Source organism: Photobacterium profundum (assembly GCF_003026285.1).
In the GTDB taxonomy this organism is placed as follows: domain Bacteria; phylum Pseudomonadota; class Gammaproteobacteria; order Enterobacterales; family Vibrionaceae; genus Photobacterium; species Photobacterium profundum.
Genome location: NZ_PYOD01000024.1, coordinates 23,015 through 42,537, shown reverse-complemented (window position 1 = coordinate 42,537; position 19,523 = coordinate 23,015). Strand labels below are relative to the sequence as shown.

The 19,523-nt window shown below is 40.7% G+C and carries 18 protein-coding genes, 1 tRNA gene, 1 pseudogene and 1 riboswitch; of the genes and pseudogenes, 9 read left to right on the top strand and 11 right to left on the bottom strand.

The genetic code is table 11. The features are described from left to right. Nucleotides 1–4 precede the first annotated feature (4 nt). Complete coding sequence (locus C9J48_RS26195) at nucleotides 5–1,852, top strand: M3 family metallopeptidase (RefSeq protein ID WP_006229408.1); 1,848 nt, start codon at nucleotides 5–7, stop codon at nucleotides 1,850–1,852. A gap of 84 nt (nucleotides 1,853–1,936) precedes the next feature. Here C9J48_RS26195 and C9J48_RS26190 read toward each other — a convergent pair whose 3' ends face one another. The 8 genes from C9J48_RS26190 to C9J48_RS26155 all read right to left on the bottom strand — a co-directional run bounded on the left by C9J48_RS26190 (nucleotide 1,937) and on the right by C9J48_RS26155 (nucleotide 9,153). Continuing rightward, a complete protein-coding gene (locus C9J48_RS26190) occupies nucleotides 1,937–3,328 on the bottom strand; it encodes a sensor histidine kinase (protein ID WP_006229409.1) in 1,392 nt (463 codons plus the stop codon). 31 nt (nucleotides 3,329–3,359) lie between these two features. Next, nucleotides 3,360–4,028, bottom strand: a complete 669-nt coding sequence (locus C9J48_RS26185) for a response regulator transcription factor (protein ID WP_006229410.1) — start codon at nucleotides 4,026–4,028, stop codon at nucleotides 3,360–3,362. A gap of 166 nt (nucleotides 4,029–4,194) precedes the next feature. Continuing rightward, nucleotides 4,195–5,367: a tetratricopeptide repeat protein gene (locus tag C9J48_RS26180; protein ID WP_006229411.1), complete on the bottom strand. Its 1,173-nt coding sequence runs from the start codon at nucleotides 5,365–5,367 to the stop codon at nucleotides 4,195–4,197. Then, on the bottom strand, nucleotides 5,367–6,038 hold the full coding sequence (locus C9J48_RS26175) for an energy transducer TonB (RefSeq protein ID WP_006229412.1): 672 nt from the start codon (nucleotides 6,036–6,038) through the stop codon (nucleotides 5,367–5,369). Before C9J48_RS26175 ends, C9J48_RS26180 begins: the two co-directional genes overlap by 1 nt. Next, nucleotides 6,038–6,442: an ExbD/TolR family protein gene (locus C9J48_RS26170; protein ID WP_006229413.1), complete on the bottom strand. Its 405-nt coding sequence runs from the start codon at nucleotides 6,440–6,442 to the stop codon at nucleotides 6,038–6,040. The genes C9J48_RS26175 and C9J48_RS26170 overlap by 1 nt, the downstream gene beginning before the upstream one ends. Next, entirely contained in the window at nucleotides 6,442–6,972 is a 531-nt protein-coding gene (locus tag C9J48_RS26165) for a MotA/TolQ/ExbB proton channel family protein (protein WP_006229414.1), read from the bottom strand. Before C9J48_RS26165 ends, C9J48_RS26170 begins: the two co-directional genes overlap by 1 nt. Then, nucleotides 6,972–8,339 (bottom strand): MotA/TolQ/ExbB proton channel family protein, encoded by a 1,368-nt coding sequence (locus tag C9J48_RS26160; RefSeq protein WP_006229415.1) that lies wholly within the window; start codon nucleotides 8,337–8,339, stop codon nucleotides 6,972–6,974. The genes C9J48_RS26165 and C9J48_RS26160 overlap by 1 nt, the downstream gene beginning before the upstream one ends. 1 nt (nucleotide 8,340) lies before the next feature. Continuing rightward, nucleotides 8,341–9,153 (bottom strand): DUF3450 domain-containing protein, encoded by an 813-nt coding sequence (locus C9J48_RS26155; protein ID WP_036802966.1) that lies wholly within the window; start codon nucleotides 9,151–9,153, stop codon nucleotides 8,341–8,343. Nucleotides 9,154–9,408: 255 nt separating this feature from the next. On the opposite strand from C9J48_RS26155, the gene C9J48_RS26150 reads away from it, so the two are divergent. After that, entirely contained in the window at nucleotides 9,409–9,885 is a 477-nt protein-coding gene (locus C9J48_RS26150; protein ID WP_006229417.1) for a hypothetical protein, read from the top strand. A 102-nt stretch (nucleotides 9,886–9,987) separates the two neighbouring features. On the opposite strand, the gene C9J48_RS26145 is transcribed toward C9J48_RS26150, so the two are convergent. After that, on the bottom strand, nucleotides 9,988–11,169 hold the full coding sequence (locus tag C9J48_RS26145; protein WP_006229418.1) for an amino acid aminotransferase: 1,182 nt from the start codon (nucleotides 11,167–11,169) through the stop codon (nucleotides 9,988–9,990). A 267-nt stretch (nucleotides 11,170–11,436) separates the two neighbouring features. Here C9J48_RS26145 and C9J48_RS26140 point away from each other — a divergent pair, with 267 nt between their 5' ends. From C9J48_RS26140 to C9J48_RS26130, 3 genes are all read left to right on the top strand, one after another. Then, nucleotides 11,437–11,748 carry a DUF3081 family protein gene (locus C9J48_RS26140; RefSeq protein ID WP_006229419.1) on the top strand — a complete coding sequence of 104 codons (312 nt, stop codon included), beginning with the start codon at nucleotides 11,437–11,439 and terminating at the stop codon, nucleotides 11,746–11,748. 183 nt (nucleotides 11,749–11,931) lie between these two features. After that, nucleotides 11,932–12,022, top strand: a tRNA-Ser gene (locus tag C9J48_RS26135). 360 nt (nucleotides 12,023–12,382) lie between these two features. Then, nucleotides 12,383–12,952, top strand: a complete 570-nt coding sequence (locus tag C9J48_RS26130) for a PhnA domain-containing protein (protein WP_006229420.1) — start codon at nucleotides 12,383–12,385, stop codon at nucleotides 12,950–12,952. 136 nt (nucleotides 12,953–13,088) lie between these two features. Here the strand turns inward: C9J48_RS26130 and C9J48_RS26125 are convergent, their stop codons facing one another. Both C9J48_RS26125 and melB read right to left on the bottom strand, forming a co-directional pair. Continuing rightward, entirely contained in the window at nucleotides 13,089–13,700 is a 612-nt protein-coding gene (locus tag C9J48_RS26125) for a LysE family translocator (RefSeq protein WP_107281290.1), read from the bottom strand. A gap of 302 nt (nucleotides 13,701–14,002) precedes the next feature. Further along, nucleotides 14,003–15,427 carry a melibiose:sodium transporter MelB gene (gene melB / locus C9J48_RS26120; RefSeq protein WP_006229396.1) on the bottom strand — a complete coding sequence of 475 codons (1,425 nt, stop codon included), beginning with the start codon at nucleotides 15,425–15,427 and terminating at the stop codon, nucleotides 14,003–14,005. A 398-nt stretch (nucleotides 15,428–15,825) separates the two neighbouring features. Continuing rightward, a riboswitch (TPP riboswitch) is annotated at nucleotides 15,826–15,923 on the top strand. Between the two features lie 78 nt (nucleotides 15,924–16,001). On the opposite strand from melB, the gene thiD reads away from it, so the two are divergent. The 4 genes and pseudogenes from thiD (at nucleotide 16,002) to C9J48_RS26100 (ending at nucleotide 19,516) form a co-directional block, all read left to right on the top strand. Beyond that, a complete protein-coding gene (thiD, locus tag C9J48_RS26115; RefSeq protein ID WP_006229395.1) occupies nucleotides 16,002–16,832 on the top strand; it encodes a bifunctional hydroxymethylpyrimidine kinase/phosphomethylpyrimidine kinase in 831 nt (276 codons plus the stop codon). Between the two features lie 41 nt (nucleotides 16,833–16,873). Continuing rightward, a complete protein-coding gene (locus C9J48_RS26110) occupies nucleotides 16,874–17,629 on the top strand; it encodes an ABC transporter ATP-binding protein (protein ID WP_036802963.1) in 756 nt (251 codons plus the stop codon). 76 nt (nucleotides 17,630–17,705) lie between these two features. Further along, a pseudogene (locus C9J48_RS26105) lies at nucleotides 17,706–18,443 on the top strand (ABC transporter permease); the annotation flags it as partial. Between the two features lie 131 nt (nucleotides 18,444–18,574). Then, nucleotides 18,575–19,516, top strand: coding sequence for an ABC transporter substrate-binding protein (locus tag C9J48_RS26100; RefSeq protein WP_006229392.1), 942 nt, complete (start codon nucleotides 18,575–18,577; stop codon nucleotides 19,514–19,516). The last annotated feature ends 7 nt before the right edge of the window (nucleotides 19,517–19,523 follow it).

The window sequence follows — 19,523 nt, the reverse complement described above, 5'->3', positions numbered from 1 at the left end:
GATAATGACAGCTACTGCCTATCTTAACTCACTCAACGAGCGTTACTTGTCTATTCACCGAACAAAAGAAGATTTCTTTTGGGATACCTACATGGGTATGAGTGATGATCATGATGGCTCGACGAAAGCAGAAACCGCTTGGAATGCTTTTTTAAGCGCCTCTTCTCAAATCTATGATGTACAAGCGCAGATCAAAGTCGCTGAATCTCTTGAAGAATCAGATGAAAAGACACAAACATTGATCGGACTAAAAGGATGGCTGGCTACTTTTCAAGCACATGCTCTAGAGTCTGAAGAAGCGCAGCAACTTAAAGCTGAACTCATTAAGTTCGAAGCCAGTTTATTTGAAAAAAAGCAACAGTACGTTATGACGTATATCGGTGAAGATGGCGAGAAAGCGGAAGGTTCGCTGCCTGTATTGTCATCGAATATTCGTACAAGTGCTAACGAGCAAGTACGTCAATCATCGCATCAAGCACTATTAGATTTAGAGCAATGGTTACTACAGAACGGATTTTTAGCGTTAGTAAAGCTGCGCAACAAATTCGCCAAATCATTAGGCTATAACAACTTCTTTGATTACTCCATTGTCAAAACAGAACAGATGACAACCGCTGAGTTGTTCACGATTCTTGATGATTTCGAAGCAAGAACAAAAGACAGCCATCAAAATAGCTTAAACAACTTAATCGACTCACTTGGTCCGCAATCGGTACAAGGGCATAACTTTGTATACTCGTTTTCGGGCGATGCTATGCGAGATTTAGACCCTTACGTGCCATTTTCTCAGTCGTTACGTCGTTGGGTTGAATCGTTTGGCCGTTTAAACATTGACTACTCAGGTGCTGAATTAACATTAGATCTACTTGATCGTAAAGGTAAGTACCAAAACGGATTCTGCCATGGACCTGTTCCGTCGTTCTACGACCAAGGTAATTGGATACCTGCAAAAGTGAACTTCACCAGTAACGCAAAGCCCGACCAAATAGGCAGTGGCTATGACGGTATCAATACCTTATTCCATGAGGGCGGGCACGCTGCGCATTTCTCGAATGTAAAAATGAATGCGCCCTGTTTTGCCCAAGAATTTGCACCAACTTCTATGGCTTATGCTGAAACACAGTCGATGTTTTGTGACAGCCTATTAGGCGATGCTGATTGGCTAAAACAATATGCATTAGATGCAGAAGGAAATGCTGTACCCGATAAGGTAATTAAAGCAATTATAGATAGCAAGCAACCGTTTATGGCTTACGGTGAAAGAAGTATCTTGGTTGTTCCCTATTTTGAGCGTGCATTATATCAACTCAGTGATAAAGAACTGAATGCTGAAACGGTAACGAAATTGGCAAGAGACATGGAAAAGAAAATTCTCGGTCTGGATGCTAGTCCACGCCCGCTAATGGCGATTCCACATCTTTTATCAGACGAAGCGTCATGTGCTTACCAAGGCTACTTACTTGCTCATATGGCGGTCTATCAAACAAGAGCTTACCTAACAGAGAAACTTGGCTACTTAACCGATAATCCAGAAATCGGACCGCTACTAGCAAAATATTACTGGAATGGCGGTAACAGCGTTAATCATAACGGTACCATCGTAAACTTGACTGGCGAAGGCTTTAACGCAAAATATCTAGCAGATGAGTGTAACTTATCATCTGAGCAAGCATGGGAAATCGAGCAGAAGAAAATATCAGCACTGGAGTCGAGAACACGAGCTGAGGTTGCTTCTTTGAATGCCAGCATCAATATCATTGATGGTGGCAACAAATTAGCTAACAATGCCCAGTCTGATAACGACATGTGCAATGAATTCGAGCAATTTATTGTATCAACGTATGGCCGCTGATAACCGCAGACTTATTCATCGTAATTAGAAATCGTAAGAACAGTAACTAAAAACAGCGATTCTAGGGTCGCTGTTTTTTTGTGTCTATAAAACAGGAAATAACAAGGTAATACGTAAACCTCCCTGCAATCTATTATCTGCTTCTACCTGACCTTTCATTAGCACCATCGATTCTTTTACAATCGCCAACCCTAAGCCATAACCACCTGATTGCTTGTCACGGGCTTCTTCCAAGCGTGTAAAAGGGTTAAAAATACGTTTTAGATACTGGGGATCTATCCCCTTACCGTCATCTTCAATAATCACTTGAACATATTGCCCTTCACGCTCTTGTGGTAATTGAACCGTGATCGTGATTGTTGCCTGCTCTCCGGCATACTTGCTTGCATTGACTAATAAATTTTTAATAACACGTAATAACAAACGGCTATCAGCAAGAACCAAGGGGGTTTCATTATCAAAATACCCCATTAAACGTTGCTTCGGTTTCAAACACATCTGACTTTCTAACACTTGCGCTTGGCAAAAGATCTCAAGTTGTAATGGTTCTAAACTCGCAGAATAACTCGCGTTCTCAATGCGACTAAACTCTAAAATTTCAGTCACTAGGTTATTCATTTCATCAGATTCATGCTCAAGACGATCTAATAAATGCTGGTTCTCTTCAGGCGTTCTTTTTCTAAGTAAATGTAAAGCCAGATTATGACGCGCTAGCGGTGTACGCAATTCATGAGAAACATCTCTAATTAAACGTTTTTGCTGTTCTGCCAATGTTTGAATACGAAATGTCATATGATCAAAATCATGGGCTAACTCTCGAAACTCTTTAACGCCACGTCCCACCTCACTAGTCACTCGAACACTAAAATCCCCTTCAGATAAACGACGACTGGCTTCTTGTAATTTATTTAATGGTCGTTGTAAGTATCGAGCCAGTAATAATGAAAATACACATAGAATAAGAGCGGCTATAAATATTTTAATTAAGCCAAAATACAATTTAAAATGATGAGCAGGATGCTGATCAAGCGGAAACTGAATAACTAAACGATTACCATCGCGTAACGGTATTTCTATAATTGGTCGATTAACACGACTTTCTAACAATGAGTCAATCTGCCTGATATACGCCAATTTAAATTCAAAATGTGGGTGCATATCTCTCCCACTTAATGACCTATTTTCTTGATTTAATACAAAAAGGTAATAAGGTTGTCCTCGTTCCCAGTCAGCCAATTCATACATGTCACCATCAGCTATCATGATTTCAGCTTGGTTTGCGATATCGAGCATCTGTTCTTGTATTTGATCTGGTATACGTAACATTGCTTTGACTAACGCAACTTCTGCCACATTTTGAATACCAAGAATTAACAATAAAATAATGGCGAAATAAGAGAATAACCTTACAGCTAATCCACAGCGATCATTAATAGCGCGTAAGGGAGAAAAAACATTAGAAAAAATTGAATTCATTAAGTTTCACGTTATCGATTTGCGTAACACCTTACGCAACATTAACACTTTCGTAAAAGCTATAACCTTTACCACGTACTGTTTTAATGTGTTGCTTTGACAAGCCTGACTGCAGCATTTTTCGTCTAATATTGCTGATATGCATATCGAGATTCCGATCAAATGGGCAAAGATCTTTTTTCAACACTTCTTTTTGCAATTCAGCTTTAGAGACCACAATACCGTCGTGCTTAATAAGGTATTCAAGCAGCTCAGATTCGGTGCCCGTTAGCGGTAATCTTGAAAACTGTATCGACAAATCAGCCGTGCAGTTATTCAATCCCTGACGTTGACGTTCAAGCCCGACTCTACGTAGTATCGACGTGATTCTTGCCAGTAATTCAGGTACACGGAAAGGTTTAGCGACATATTGATCGGCGCCAGCTTGTAAACCATCTAACATAGATGCTTCATCACCCAATGCGGTTAGCATCAGAATAGGTGTGGCAAAACGTTGGCAAATACGGCGTGCGACTTGTAAACCATCAATATTCGGTAGCATCACATCCAGCAATACTAAATCAACAGAATGTGCTTGCATGTACGTCAGGGCACTTTCACCATCGTGAAGACAATGAACATCGTAACCTTCTTCACTCAGCACTTCAGTTAATAATTCGCACAGCATTACATCGTCATCAACAACCAGAATATTTGACACAGCACTTACTCTTAATAAAAACGATTCGCATTCTAAATAATAAAATCAGATCAATCAATAATAACAATACTTTTTCTAAGTCATTTTTATTAGATTGGAAGTGAAGATACAATAATGATGCATTCATCAACGATAAATCACGTTATAAATCTAGATGTTAAAGCGATTAACTTTGCATGTCGCGTATTTGACTAAGGTATCGAATCCAACTTTTTGACGCCGAAGAAGAGTTCATATTATTCGCTTGCTTGGCATGAATAATGGCACGGTCAAAGTCTTCTAGCTTGTAATAGGCGCGTACCTTGGCAAGCTCAACATCCGCTCTTTTAGTTTTATCTTTCACGCGTTCTAGCTCTGTTAATGCTTTATGGTAATGTCCTTCTTGCAATAATAGCTGAGCTAATTGCCAACGGTATTTATTATCTAGCTTTGCCGCTTTAGCCCAAATAGAAATTGCTTTATTCCATTCTTTGGCCATCTGCCAATACATCGCTTGATCAGAGAGTAATTTTGCATCCGAAGACGCCCCTCTCAATTCACTAAATAACATTGCGGCACGTTCAGGAATGCCACGTTGCGCATAAAGTTGGGCGAGTGTTTTTAAATCTTGCTGACGAAGATCGACACCTTGATGCTTAGCTAATGCTAAAGTATCCAGTGCATCATTAGAACGCCCAATACGAATTTGAATGCCCGCTAATTGCTGCCACCATATGGTTTTATTTGGTTCTAAACCAATTAAGCCGTTCAGTGTGGTAATCGCACCTTTCCAGTGTTTAAGTTGAAGTTGAGCACCCAATTTAATGGTTAACGGTTGTACATCCACTTTTCTATTGAATCTATCGTACTGTTTTAAGGCAGCAAGCACCCTGTCCCACTCTTCAATTTGATAGTGTGATTGTGCTATACGCAGCCACAATTCATCTGCTTTCTGATTATCAGGTATATTTTTCGATAACGTATAATAATGAGGTAATGCCGATGTAAACTGCTGTTCTGACAATAAAATATCAGCCAACATTCGCTGAGTTACCCAAGCTTGCTCATCGTTTAATAAACCACTGTCGACAGCGTAAGACAGATTAACAATCGAACTTTTAGTATTGCCTTTTTGCCAATAGAAAATACCCAACATACGCTTAACAAATGCTTTGTCGTACGCCCTTGAAGGGTTTAGCTCTGCCAATAGCGTAATGGCCTCACCTAATTTATCTTCTTGTTGCAAATGATGAGCACGCTGAACTTTACCAGCAGTAAATTGGCTGAGGTCTTGCGCTTTAACGCTCATCGAAATACAAAGCATTAAGGTACAGGTGATCACAACGCTTTTTATATTCATTATTTATTTAACTTAAATTCAAGACGAATAGTTTGACCTTGCTGAGGAATGGCTTTTCCATCAACAACTTTAGCCTGATATTTCCATTTACGCAGTGCACGAATTGCTTCTCTTTCGAATAAGCGACGTGGTTTCGCATCTAGTATTTCAACATCGGTTGGACGGCCTTGTGCATCAATAGTGAACGACAACACAACAAAACCTTCAGCGCCTTGCTTCATTGCACGCGTAGGATATTTAGGCTCTACACGGTACAGCGGCATAGCTTGCTGGTTCGCCCCAAAATCTGAAAACTGAGGCACACTAATAGCAAGCCCTGTAATTGCCGTATCCAAACCTAAGGTCGGCATTGATGGTGCAGAAGTGGCAGTAACAGCTGATTGAGAACTTCTCGGTGCTGCTTCTGGTGGCGGTTCTGGCGTATCCGGTTTTTCTGGTACGGTACGCTGACGGCGTTGTGCATCTCGTTCTTGCTCAACCATGACGATATCGAATGCTAAAACCTCAGACTTTTCTGGAACTCCTTTATGTCCATTGTCTACCATCCAGGCCATAAAGGTGAATAGCCCCAAGGCCACAGCAGCAGATACAGGTAATGCGACCAATAACCGAATGAATGATGATTGAAAAATAGAACGAGAAGGCACAATTACACCTGAGTTTAAAGGCATTAGCGCTTCTCCGCTGCCAACGCGATATTATTGACCCCTGCGCCTTTCGCAGCATCCATCACTTTTACAACGGTACCGTTATAAGCATGTTCGTCAGCTTGAATAACTAATGTTGCTTCAGGTTGTTCAAGTAATAGGTGTTCAAGTATTGCTTGCACACGTTCTACATCAACCACGCGCTTATCAATGTAAATATCATTCGCAGATGTGATAGCGACAAAGATACCTGCATCTTTTTGACTAACAACATTATTCGCCTGTGGTCGATTAACCTCAACGCCAGACTCTCGAACGAATGAACTGGTAACAATAAAGAAAATCAACATGATAAAAACAATGTCTAGCATGGATGTCATGTCAATTTGTGCTTCTTCACGAGCAGAAGACGGACGGCTCAGTCTCATCACTGGCTCCTTAATAGTTTTTCTAATTTCAATTCACGCAGATGACACGCTTTAGACAAGCGTGCGTGAACAAACATACCCGCAAGCGCAGCCACCATACCCGCCATGGTTGGTAACGTTGCGAGTGAAATACCTGAAGCCATTAGCCTTGGCTGGCTGCTGCCTTGAGTTGCCATCACGTCGAAGACAGAAATCATCCCCGTTACCGTGCCAAGTAGCCCTAACATTGGGCAAATGGATACCAGCACTTTAATCAGATTTAGGTTTTGATTTAATGCTGTACGTGCTTCATTTAACCAGCCGTCACGAACTGCATGGGCGTACCATGAAGTCTGATCATCACGATCATGCCATTTTGCTAACCAAACTCTTCTCTGGTGTGGGTATTGGAAGAATAAATAAATAACCCGCTCTACAACTAATACCCAGCAAAGCATTACTATGGCAGCTAACCACCATAGTATTTGGCCGCCTTGGTTCATGAATTGCGATAATGAGAACCACCAGGCTTGTATAAGACTGAATTCCATTATGCTGTTGTTCCTACTTTTTCAGCCTGTTCAGCAACAAGGCTAATACCTTGCTTCTCTAAAATATTTCGAATCGTATCTGCTTGTGTACTTAATATATTATGCGCAAGCAACAGTGGCATTGCAGCAACCAAACCTAACACTGTTGTAATTAGCGCCATAGAGATACCACCCGCCATAACCTTAGGATCACCGTTCCCAAACTGTGTGATTACTTGGAAGGTTTCAATCATGCCTGTTACCGTTCCTAACAAGCCAAGCATTGGAGCTAAAGCTGCAAGGAGCTTCAACATAGACAACCCTTTTTCAAGGTGTTGTTGCTCATCTACAATGGTTTCAAGTAAGCGTAATTCCAACGCCTCAACACTTCGCCCTTGTTCGGTATAACGCTCTTTATTATCATAAAAAACGCTAAGAACACGACCCAACGGATTATTACCAGGCATTTGAGGTTGCTTTAATTGCCCTTTAATTTGCTGACGGATAATGAAAAGCTTAGTGCCTCTAAAGAGAGCAATAATGCCACCTATCGCGAGTAAACCTAAAATAACTTGCCCAACCACACCACCATTCTCTAACCGTTCTTTTAATGATGGGGTATTCGCTAATTGTTCCAGCATAATACCGCGTGACGGATCAACAATTAAAGGCAGTATCCCAGCCTGATTGATCGTTGATAAATCGGCTAAAACAGGCCCTTGCTGCGGTTGCTTTAAATACGGCTTCGCGACATGACGATCACTGTTCCAGTGTACATAGCCTTGTTCACCTATTAGGCCAAAACTACCAATACGGAAGGCATCAATATTTGCTTTGTACCCTTCCCCATTAATATAAGGTAAAGAAACAGGGGCAATCTCGCCACTTGCGGTTATCTGCTCTGCCATTCCTTGCCACAGCCCTGTTAACTGCAGCATAGAAGGCAATGCTTTTGCCTCTACAATTTGATTAACAACAGAGGCATATTTAGCGCTATCCACACTGGTTACCGACGTCTGTATTTCCGTATCAAGATCTTTTGCAGACTGGCGCACAACGCCAAATAACTCGCCTAAACTACCTGTTTCTAAACGTAACTGCTCTTCGAGGCTCGATAATTCAGCTTCGTTTTCACTGAATGTATCACTGAGTTTTTCAGTTTCACGTTGTAATTTCTCTCGCATAGCCAACAAAGAATCACGTTTCGTAAGAATAGATTGCTCTGTTTGTTTAAACCCCGCTTCACGTTGAACATTATGAGCACGTTGTTCTTTTTGTTCTTGCTGAGTTTTTGATACAAGTGATTCAGCTGAAACCGGTGATTCAGCTAACACAACAAATGGCATAGTCAGTAGACAAACAGCCGTAACTAACGTTTTTAATTTCATATTACTGCTGCTCCACATTTGTTAATGCAATGACATTTGAAGTAGTGGATTGTGTATCAGCTGCTAACTGAGCTGATATCGGTAAAGTTATCAAGCTTGGAGCTGCCTGTTTATGTGCAATAGAGAATGCTTTATCAATATTTGAGCTTTGACTACTGTCGACAGATTGCCAACCATTATCGATATCATTCCAAGCCCAATAACGCGTACCATCTAAACTTCTAGCGACTAAAGAGATCCGTCCTAAATACAACAAATCGACTTCAATGCTCGTGTCGGCATCTACTGTAATTTGACCTTGGTACACACCTAATTTCGTGCCGTAATCCATTTCAATTTGATAGGCTTCAAGAATACGACGGTATTTTTCAGCATCACTGATATCAGCTTGCGACATCATAACGTTTAATTTATTAAGGCGAGCCAAGCGTTGTTCATGACGAATGGGCTTGTCATCTGTAATTATTCGCTTTAATCCATCAAGCATTTTATACATCAGCGGTACTACACCTTGACGTGTTTCTTTAATATCTTGAATTTGCTGATTAATGCTGGTTACTTCTTCATTTTGATTAACCACGAGACGGGACAAATGATCACGATAAACCGTTAAGTTTTTTACTTCTTCTTCAAGCTGTTCAATCTCAGCTTTCATGGTTAATGCAGCTTCTGCGCTTTGATCAACTTTTGTCTGGCTCTTAGTCGAAGCAGTATTGGTGTTACTTTCGATTGCACGAGCGGCATCAATATTGGCAGTTGCATTGTTTGCTATGCAGAGCATCAAAATTACCAAGCTAGGTTTTATTGCTTTCATATTGCTCATCAATAGTATTTAGAAATGGTGAAGATCAAAAATACTCCTAGCACTCTAGGAGAGATATGGACAACTCTAATTGAAAATGAATCTCATTTAAAGCGATTAACCTGTAAATATTGGATTGAAAACACGGTAACTTTCTTCCAAAACGCATTAAATATACAAAGTAAGCCATTTTAGGACGAAACACTCACCAAGTATCCATGAAATTACTGATGTTTTTTTGAAGTTCAATGAATTATTTGAAGATCGATGTATAATGCGTGCGATTTTATTCATAACGCGGTATTAGAAGTGACCCAACTAACTTTAGAAGCAATTCGCGAGCAATTAACCGAATTGAATTTCAATGCTGAAAACATCCGAATGATAACTGTTGAAGCGATGGATGATGCGCTTCTAGAAAGCTGCACCACAAAAGAAGACGAAAGTTTTTATAATAGCTACATGAACGTTATTTACCAAAAAGGTGAACGTTACGTTTTGGGCTATCGCTGCAATGAAGAAAAAATCATTGATCAGGCGATCATTAAAATTGGTGATAAGTACTTTGACCCAACAGAACAATCTAAGGGCGACTTCAAGCCTTATCAGTTTGCTTTTTTAACTGAATTCAAAGTGTTCGACATGATGAAAAACGCTAAATCAAATAAAGACTTCCCGCCTGATGTGGATTTTTTGTTTACTAGAGCTAAGCACTACAAAAACATCATTAATAAAGTAAAGTAACACACCACGTAAAAAGCATTCTAAAAAATAGGGGCATCTACAGTTAACCGTAGATGCCCCTATTTTTGTTTATTTAATAACTTCTTTTACGTTATTTACGGACTATTTTGTTACCGTAATAAGTGCATTTGCTAAATAATCTAATTGCTGTTCTTGCAAGCCTGCAATGTTGATTCGACCATCACCGACCGCATAAATACCATATTCAGCACGAAGACGCTCGATCTGCTCTGAGCTTAAACCCGTTACAGAAAACATACCTTTATGCTGCTCAATGAAATTAAAGGCATCTGAACCTTGTGCCCGTACAGCTTTTGTTAAACCAGAACGTAAGCTAAGTAAACGCTTGTGCATTTGATCAAGCTCTTGCTTCCATGTTGCGGTTAACGCATCATCTGTCAAAATTGTAGCAACTAATGCAGCACCGTGATCAGGCGGCATAGTATAAGAAGCTCGCGCCAGTTGTAGGATACGTCCTTTGGCTTTTTGTGCTTCTGGCAAAGAATCACTGATAACAATAGCTGCACCAGTACGCTCTCGGTATAAACCAAAGTTTTTAGAGCATGATGCCGCTACAATCATTTCTTCAACGTTGTCAGCCATGTACTTTAGACCAGCACCATCCTGCTCTAAACCATCACCAAAACCTAAATAAGCAATATCAACAAACGGTAAAAAACCATTATTATTGGCTAACGCAGTAACAGCTTGCCAATCAGTAAATGAAATATCTGCACCCGTTGGGTTATGACAACACCCATGAAGCAATACAACATCTTTAGGGCCCGCTTTTGCTAATTCAGCCAACATTGCATCGCTATTTACTTGCTTCGTCGCATGGTCAAAATACGGGTAGTATTTAACAGTTAAACCAGCCGCTTCCATTACGGGTTTATGGTTAACATAACTTGGGTTTGTTAACCATACCGTCGTATCAGGCTGTGCAAGACGCATCAAATCAGCCAACATACGCAATGCACCGCTCGCCCCTGGCGTCTGTACTGCAGCTGCACGGCTATGAGCAGATGTACCACCAAGCAGTAAATCCATCATCGATTGATTGAAGACTTCACTTCCAGCAAGACCAACGTAAGATTTAGTTGTTTGTGTTGCTAGTACTTGCTGTTGCGCCTGCTGAACAGCTTGCATAATTGGCGTTTCACCTTGGCTATTTTTATATACGCCAATACCTAAATCCATTTTATCTTCACGATCATCTGCACGGTAGGCAATAGAAAGCGACAAAATTGGGTCAAGTTGTGCTTGTGTAAGCTGCTTAAACATAGAAGAAATTCCATTTTTTACTGTTGATCACATCAAATTATCATTTAGCTCACAAAACGTCACGATGAAATCGCGATATTTATTCAGCATTATTCACCCTACGCGTAAAGATTCATAAACCTTGCTGTAAATAAACACTGATCAAGATTAACATTTTAGTAACTTAACTTGCATGTACGGTTGAAAAGCCTAGATTTATAGAAGAAAAGAGATTTTACTTCCCACTCAGTACCCCATTTCGGCACCAAGCCGATGTACGGAGGAATTATGAAAAACAGCGTTGATGTCCGTACCCTATTAAGTGTTTATGAAAAAGTGAAAACTCAAGGTCAACATTTTGAAAATAGCTGTCAGTTAGAAGACATCACCTGCACCGAAAGCCCTGATGGTTACTATGTTAACTTGGCAGACAATAACGTAAGCCTTGATATAAACTTTCACAATACATACCACTTTCATACGATGAATGAAGATCCAGAGTCTGTAATCAACCAAACAACCACCGAGTTTCACAATAACAATGAAGTGCAAGTACAAGAATTTATCCACAAATTAATGCAATTAGATAAACGATATTAAGTTAACTTACCTTATCGCTAACAATGCCATCGACAATGCAAGCATATTGTCGATGGCACACGTCTCGAGCAGCTTACAATCCCCTCATATATTTGCATATTTTCACTTTAACGCTCATTAAGCCATCAATCAGACTTTTTGCTATTTACAGCTACATCATTGAACCGTATTATTCGCCACGTTGGAGAGATGGCTGAGTGGTCGAAAGCACCGGTCTTGAAAACCGGCAAGGGTTTATAGCCCTTCTAGGGTTCAAATCCCTATCTCTCCGCCACATTCTAAAAAGCCGCTATACTATTAGCGGCTTTTTTACGTCTGGTATTTGCCAAATAAGATAGGGGTGCAGAATCCTAGACTGGATTCACCTAAGCATAGAGAAAGCACATTGCCCGTACCGAAGGTGCGAAAAGGCAATAGCCCGAAGGGTACGAGCTTGCGAGTAATACATTACTTTTCTTCCGCTCGGTATCGCCTAAAATTTGATCGACAATTAGCCCGTTCATCTTATTAATTCGGTAAACTTGCCTTAAACCGACTGGAATACTTTAAAACGAATTCATCTGATATTAGCATCCTTTCTTTCTTTCAAAATGCTGGCATAATATCGCCACAATAAAACTATGGAAAAAGTCCCATGACAATCGAACAAGCCTTAAAGCAACGTAGTGACTCTAAATGTGAACTATGTGCATCTGACTCTAACTTGACGGTACATGCTGTTGCAGCATCACCTGATTCAAGTGCTGGTAACTGTGTATTGCTTTGTGAAACTTGCCATAGCCAGATTGAAAACCCAGAAACAGCTGATACAAACCACTGGCGTTGCCTAAACGACAGCATGTGGAGCCAAGTACCTGCGGTTCAAGTATTAGCTTACCGCCACCTAACTCGTCTTGCAGATAAAACCGACTGGGCACAAGACCTAGTTGAAATGATGTACATGGAAGATGATGTTAAAGAATGGGCCGATAAAGGTCTTGTTGATGACAACGCTGAAAAACCACGTGATGTTAACGGTGTTGAATTAAAGAAAGGCGATGACGTAACTATCATTAAAGACCTTCCAATTAAAGGTTCTAACAATGTAATCAAGCAAGGTACTGTTGTTCGTGGTATTAGCTTAAGCGACGATCCTAAATTGGTTTCAGGTAAAGCAAGCGGTCAGTCTATGTACATCATTGCTGAGTACTGCCGTAAAAAGTAAGCTTCTGTATTAATGATATAGAGAGATATTTTTTCTTTGCATTAGTATAAAAAGCCTCAATAACGACTGGTTAATTACCAGCATTATTGGGGCTTTTTTATTATCTGTATACGTATTGGTTGACGACTCATTCTGTTTAGCGATTCGAAAAAGCCAAGAAACATGAGGCGCCAAGTAATGAGGAACCACCTACGCGATTTAGCAAGCGTGGCCGTGTTTGCATGAAGCCAAGAAAACGTTTAGCTGTCATTGCATATATCATCACCCAGGTAAAATCGAGCAAGGCCATTGTGGGGCACATAATGAGCATTTGTTGCAGTAAGGGTTGCGATGGGTCTATAAATTGAGGGAAAAAAGCAGTAAAGAAAACGATGGCTTTTGGGTTGCCAGCCGCCACAATAAACCCATTGATAAATAAACGCCCGCGGGATGAGGTAACTTGCTGCATCACTTCGACAGAAGCTGGCTTTGCCAGCACCATTTTGAGCCCCATATACACTAAGGTGATCACTCCAAACCACTTAATCGCTTGAAAAGCCATATCAGAGCTAGCAATAACAACCCCCAACCCCACTGCCACTAATATCATCTGGATACAATTGGCCGTAATATCACCCAATGCGGTATACATGGTTTTCTTAACACCATAATTCACAGAGTGTACTACACCTAACAAAATGCTTGGACCTGGGGTCATAGTGAGTACCATTGACGCCAATACAAACGCAATCCAATTTTCAATGCTCATAATATCCCTTCCTTGCCTTTAGTACGCCCGTTACAGTGTCACCATTCCGTAACTGTACTTTGTATTTCCTTATACTCTCTATTAACAACACTATCTAAAACACTTTCCATTGTCATTCTTCAACTCAACATTAAGTATGACAATTTTCCACCAGCGTTAAAGAAAGGATTTTATCCTGACACTGCAGCACCATTATCCCCCTTTTAAATGTTTAAATATCGAGTCAGGTAGCTAAAAAAGCCAGCCAAATTAACTGGCTGGCATTCACCGCAAGGCTTTTCACAACAGGGACTATCGAAATATTATTTATCTAAAACAGGTTCATATGTATTGTTAGCTTCAGCTTGTGAAATACTTTCGTATTTACTTTTAATTTCGTCTTGCACTGTCTCTAAAAATTCACCGTTCAACTTGTAGTAGCGGAAATAAATGAACAATGTTAGCCCATAAAAGAATGCTGGAAGAGCAATCATAATACACTGCATTCCAAAGATGGTTTCTGGTGTTTGATCAACGTTGGGCACGTAGCCAACGATACTCAATATGATACCAATAAAGAATGCTGCAAGAGCCGAGCCGCCTTTTACAACCATAGTTTGCACTGAGTAAGCCACGCTTTCACAACGAATACCGAGTTTGTATTCACCGTAATCAACAGTATCCGCAACCATGATGACTTGAAGAACCCAAAAGAGCGCACTACCAATAGTCATACATACGCCAGCTAAGGTAACCATCGCAATACTAGGCATATTCAATACACTGATTAAAATCAATATACCGCTACCCATTATTGGAAAGATACAAGAACCAGCCCACAATGTACGACGAGAGAAATAGCGAGCTAATTTAGGGAAGATAGCAATTGTAATCAAGTTAGCAATACCCGCATATGCCATGTAGTACGGAAACAATTCAGGGTCGCCAATAACATAAGTAAAGTAATAAACAGCAAATGCGGTGATTATGTTACCTGCAAGGTTCTTAGATAGCGCCATGCATAGTAGGCTTGAAAGTTGATCGTTCTGGTAGATCATCGATACCATTTTTTTGAGAGAAAGGCGCTCTTCTTCAACAGGTTTTTCATTGTCATTGGATATTAGAGCGGTTGTATAACGCTCTTTTACGTTAATTAACGTGATAAAGGTTGAAAATAAAAAGAATATAATCAGTATCAAGGTAAACATCTGGAACCCTTGTCCTTTATTATCCCCCCCAAGGTAGTCAATAATTGGCATGGCAATAGCAGCTGCCAGCAACCACGCCGCACTTGCAAAGAATCGCGGAAAAGGAACCAACTCTTCACGTTCTCGCTTATCCATTGTTAAAGTAGGCACTAAAGACCAGAATGGAATATCCATCAATGTGTAAGTCATTCCCCATAAAATATAGGTAAAACAAACGTAAATAATTAATGCCGTTCCTTCAAAATTATGGGCACTAAACAGCATGAACAGTACGACCGAATTTGCTAATGTACCAATCAAAATCCATGGCTTAAATTTTCCCCACCGTGAACGGGTACTATTAACAACCCATCCCATAATAGGATCATTCACCGCATCCCAGATTCTCGCAATGAGGAATATTGAGCCGACTACACCAGCCGATACACCCGCCACATCCGTGTAATAGAACATTAAATACATATACACGAGCGTAATTGCAAAATCTTTACCAAACGCCCCAATCCCGTAACTCAGTTTGGTTTTCAACGATATACTCATAAACACTCCTTTGTATTTAATTGATACTGCAATTTCACATCACAATACGATTAACAATCATGACTAACTGCGATTTATCGTTATTATTGTTTCCGTTGATTCATCATGCTGGTTTATAGGTGGGTTTATCCTCCGCCTTTAATTCGCTATCTTTCCGTTTCCTCAGATCCCTTGCATATCGTTCGATAATCTTAGGAAATGACATACTTTAAAAGAAAACTGGAACATCAACATTAATCGGTTATGGCTTACCTAGTACGAGTCGAATAATGCTGCCCCGTAAATAAAGATTGAGCCCTTCCCTTCATAATCCCGTTTTATTGCTGGTAATTGATGATTATCTCAGCCTATAATCGACTCAAATTTATTACAGCAGAACCTTTTAACTTCTGTTGTGAGCTTGTTAGTCGGGGAGCCTTAGGCTGAGACCACTTCTGTGGGACCCGTTGAACCTGATCCAATTAACATTGGCGGAGGGAACTAATAGTAATGCCCTTCTCTTTTGCCAATCACATACTTGGCATCGCTTTCAAGGCAGCTGTTAACCCTTCGCGTACCATTTAGGGATTAACATATGACGTCTTTATCAAAAACACCGATTACTCTTACTATTGCTGGTTCTGACAGTGGTGGTGGCGCAGGTATTCAAGCCGACATCAAAGCAATCTCTGCAACGGGTGGTTATGCTTGCTCTGCAATTACTGCGTTAACAGCACAAAATACACAGGGCGTTTCTGGCATATTTCCAATTCCACCAGCGTTTGTTGAACAACAACTCGATGCCGTATTTAGCGATTTAGACATTAAAGCCGTAAAAATCGGAATGTTAAGTGACACGATTATTATTAAAGCCGTTGCTAACAAGCTGCATCAATATCAGCCTCAACATCTTGTAATCGATCCTGTTATGGTTGCTACCAGTGGCGATCTATTATTGCAGCAAGATGCCATTGCGACACTTAAAGATGTGCTGTTACCTCTTGCCGATATTATTACCCCTAACCTTCCAGAAGCCGCTGCACTATTGGGCTGTAAAGCACCTGAAAATGAAGCTGAAATGGATGCAATGATTCAAGGCTTACGCTCGCTTGGTGCTAAATCAGTACTTCTAAAAGGTGGCCACCTTGAACAAGATGAAAATAGTACCGATATTCTGATTACAGCTGATAATGTTTATCGCTTTAGTACAAAGCGTATTATCACCCGTAATACACACGGTACAGGTTGTACTCTTTCTGCTGCTATTGCCTCTTTCTTAGCACAAGGCTACCCACTCGTTGAAGCTGTTACTCACGCCAAGGGGTATATTTCTCACGCTATTTTTCATGCTGACGAATTAGAAATAGGTTCGGGGCATGGTCCTGTTCATCATTTCTTTGCGGGTCATTTTAACCCAGAAGCATAATTCGACAGACCAATGTGAGAACAACCATGACGACAGATACCATGATGAAATCAGGTGTTGGAGTTAATTTAGCAAATTGCCAATTACGCTACCTCAATAACCCAACAACATTATTTGAAAACTTGAATATACAACTCTCTACTGGGCAATGGACTTGTATTCTAGGTCGAAGTGGTTGTGGCAAAACATCACTATTACGCTTACTTGCAGGGTTATTAGATGATGAAGTGCAGTGGCAAGGACAGTTAACAACCAATAATAACCAGCAATTATCTTGTCAGGTTGCCTATATGGCACAGCAAGATTTACTGTTTCCTTGGTTAAATGTACTTGATAACGTGTGTTTCAGCATCAAGATCAGTAAAGGGAAACCAAATACTGATGACAAGCGCCGTGCTTTAGAACTGCTTGAGCATGTTGGCCTCAGCGATTATGTAACCGCTTTTCCTGATAGCCTATCAGGTGGTATGCGCCAGCGAGTCGCCTTGGCGCGTACACTGATGCAAGACAAACCAGTTGTTTTAATGGATGAACCTTTTTCGGCATTAGATGCTGTTACAAGGCATAAGCTTCAAAAGCTTGCCGCACAGCTTCTGAAAAACAAAACGGTTCTATTAATCACTCATGATCCTCAAGAAGCATTACGCCTAGGGCATCAGATTTTATTAATGACCAGTGCTCCAGCCGTTATGCAGCATTTACCCGTACCGTCGGCAAATACTCCTCGCCAATTTGATGCTGAACTTGCAGGGTTACAGCAAAATATTATCGAACGGTTGGAGCAAGATTATGTCTGATCTACAAAGTACTCACCCTCAACTTGCAGCTCAGTCAGTTTTACAAAAAAGCGCCCTTAGTCAGGCAACGTCACACCCGGTTATTCGGTTACTGATTAGTGCCACCATTATTATTGGGCTGTGGCAAACTGTAGTAATGGTATTTGAACTCCCCTCCTTTATTTTACCAGGGCCATTAGCGGTTTTTAACAAACTGATTCAACGTTACGATGTACTGCTTAGCCATGCTTGGGTTACAGCATCTGAAGTCATATTAGGTTTGTTATTAGGGCTATCCATGGGCCTATTCTTTGCCCTACAAATGTTGCTATTTAACCCGCTGCGCCGTTGGTTACTACCAATTTTAATTGCGAGCCAAGCCATTCCTGTTTTTGCTATCGCGCCCATTCTAATGCTATGGCTTGGTTATGGTATTGCTTCAAAAATTGTTATGGCAGCACTGATCATCTTCTTTCCTGTAACAACATGTTGTTATGACGGGCTAAGACACACACCTACTGGCTATTTAGACTTAGCAAAAACCATGGGGGCATCTAAATGGCAATTGCTTCGCCATGTGCGCCTTCCTGCTGCATTACCCGCTTTAGCTTCTGGTATCAGGGTTGCGGTTGTTGTCGCGCCTATTGGAGCTGTAGTCGGTGAATGGGTGGGTTCTAGTGAAGGGCTTGGCTATCTGATGCTGCAAGCAAATGCTCGTATGATGATTGATGAGATGTTCGCTGCGTTACTCATTTTGGCTACATTTTCTATCACCCTCTACTTTGCTGCCGATCTATTGCTGAAACGCGCAATACCGTGGCAATCAAAACAGTAATTGTTATCCATTTATAGAAGATAAATTTTTCATCAAGACACAACAGCTTATACCCGTTTAAAGCAGTCGATACCCAAATACTTATTTAGATTGGTATTACTTATTATAAAAATACAAAAAGGACGTTAAACATGAAAAAAGCGCTATCTAAAAGCTTACTTGCACTCGCACTTTCAACCACTACTTTCAGTGCAGCAGCAAAAGATCTGACGTTAATGCTCGATTGGTTTGTAAACCCAAATCATGGACCGATCATTATTGCTCAAGAAAAAGGTCTGTTTAAAGAGCAAGGGCTAAATATTGAGATTCAAGAACCCGCCGATCCAAGCATGCCTGCCAAGCTTGTGGCAGCCAATAAAGTCGACTTGGCAGTTTCTTACCAAACAAGTCTAACTATTGATGTCGCCGTGGGTTTACCGCTTATCCGTTCAGCAACGTTAATTGCTGCACCACTGAATACCTTAATGGTTCTCGATAATAATAAGATCAATTCACTCGCAGATCTTAAAGGTAAAAAAATAGGTATTGCCATTGCCGGTAATGAAGAAGCAACAATCGGCACAATGCTAAATACGGCAGGGGTTGAGTACAAAGATGTTCAGATTATTAATGTCGGTTGGGCGCTTTCTTCTTCTTTAGCGTCAGGAAAAGTGGATGCTATTTGGGGTGGTTTACGTAACTTCGAAAGTAATCAACTTGAGCTTGAAGGCTACAAATCAAAAGCGTTTTTCCCAGAAGAGCACGGTGTACCTTCATATGATGAACTCATTGTTGTCGCCAATAAAAATAACTATGACAAAGCAACAATCAAGAAATTCAATAAGGCAATTGAACTAGCGACTCAGTACATCATTAACCACCCAGATCAAGCATGGAAAGAGTTCGTTGCTTATAACCCAGACACTCTCAATAACGAATTAAACCGCCGAGCATGGCGCGATACTCTGCCTCGCTTTGCGCTTCGTCCATCAGCGGTTGATTTAGAACGTTATGACAACTTCGCAAATTTCATGTACCAACACAAAATCATCGCTAAAGCACCCAAAGCGGTTGATTACGTACCAACACTATAAGCTGTTT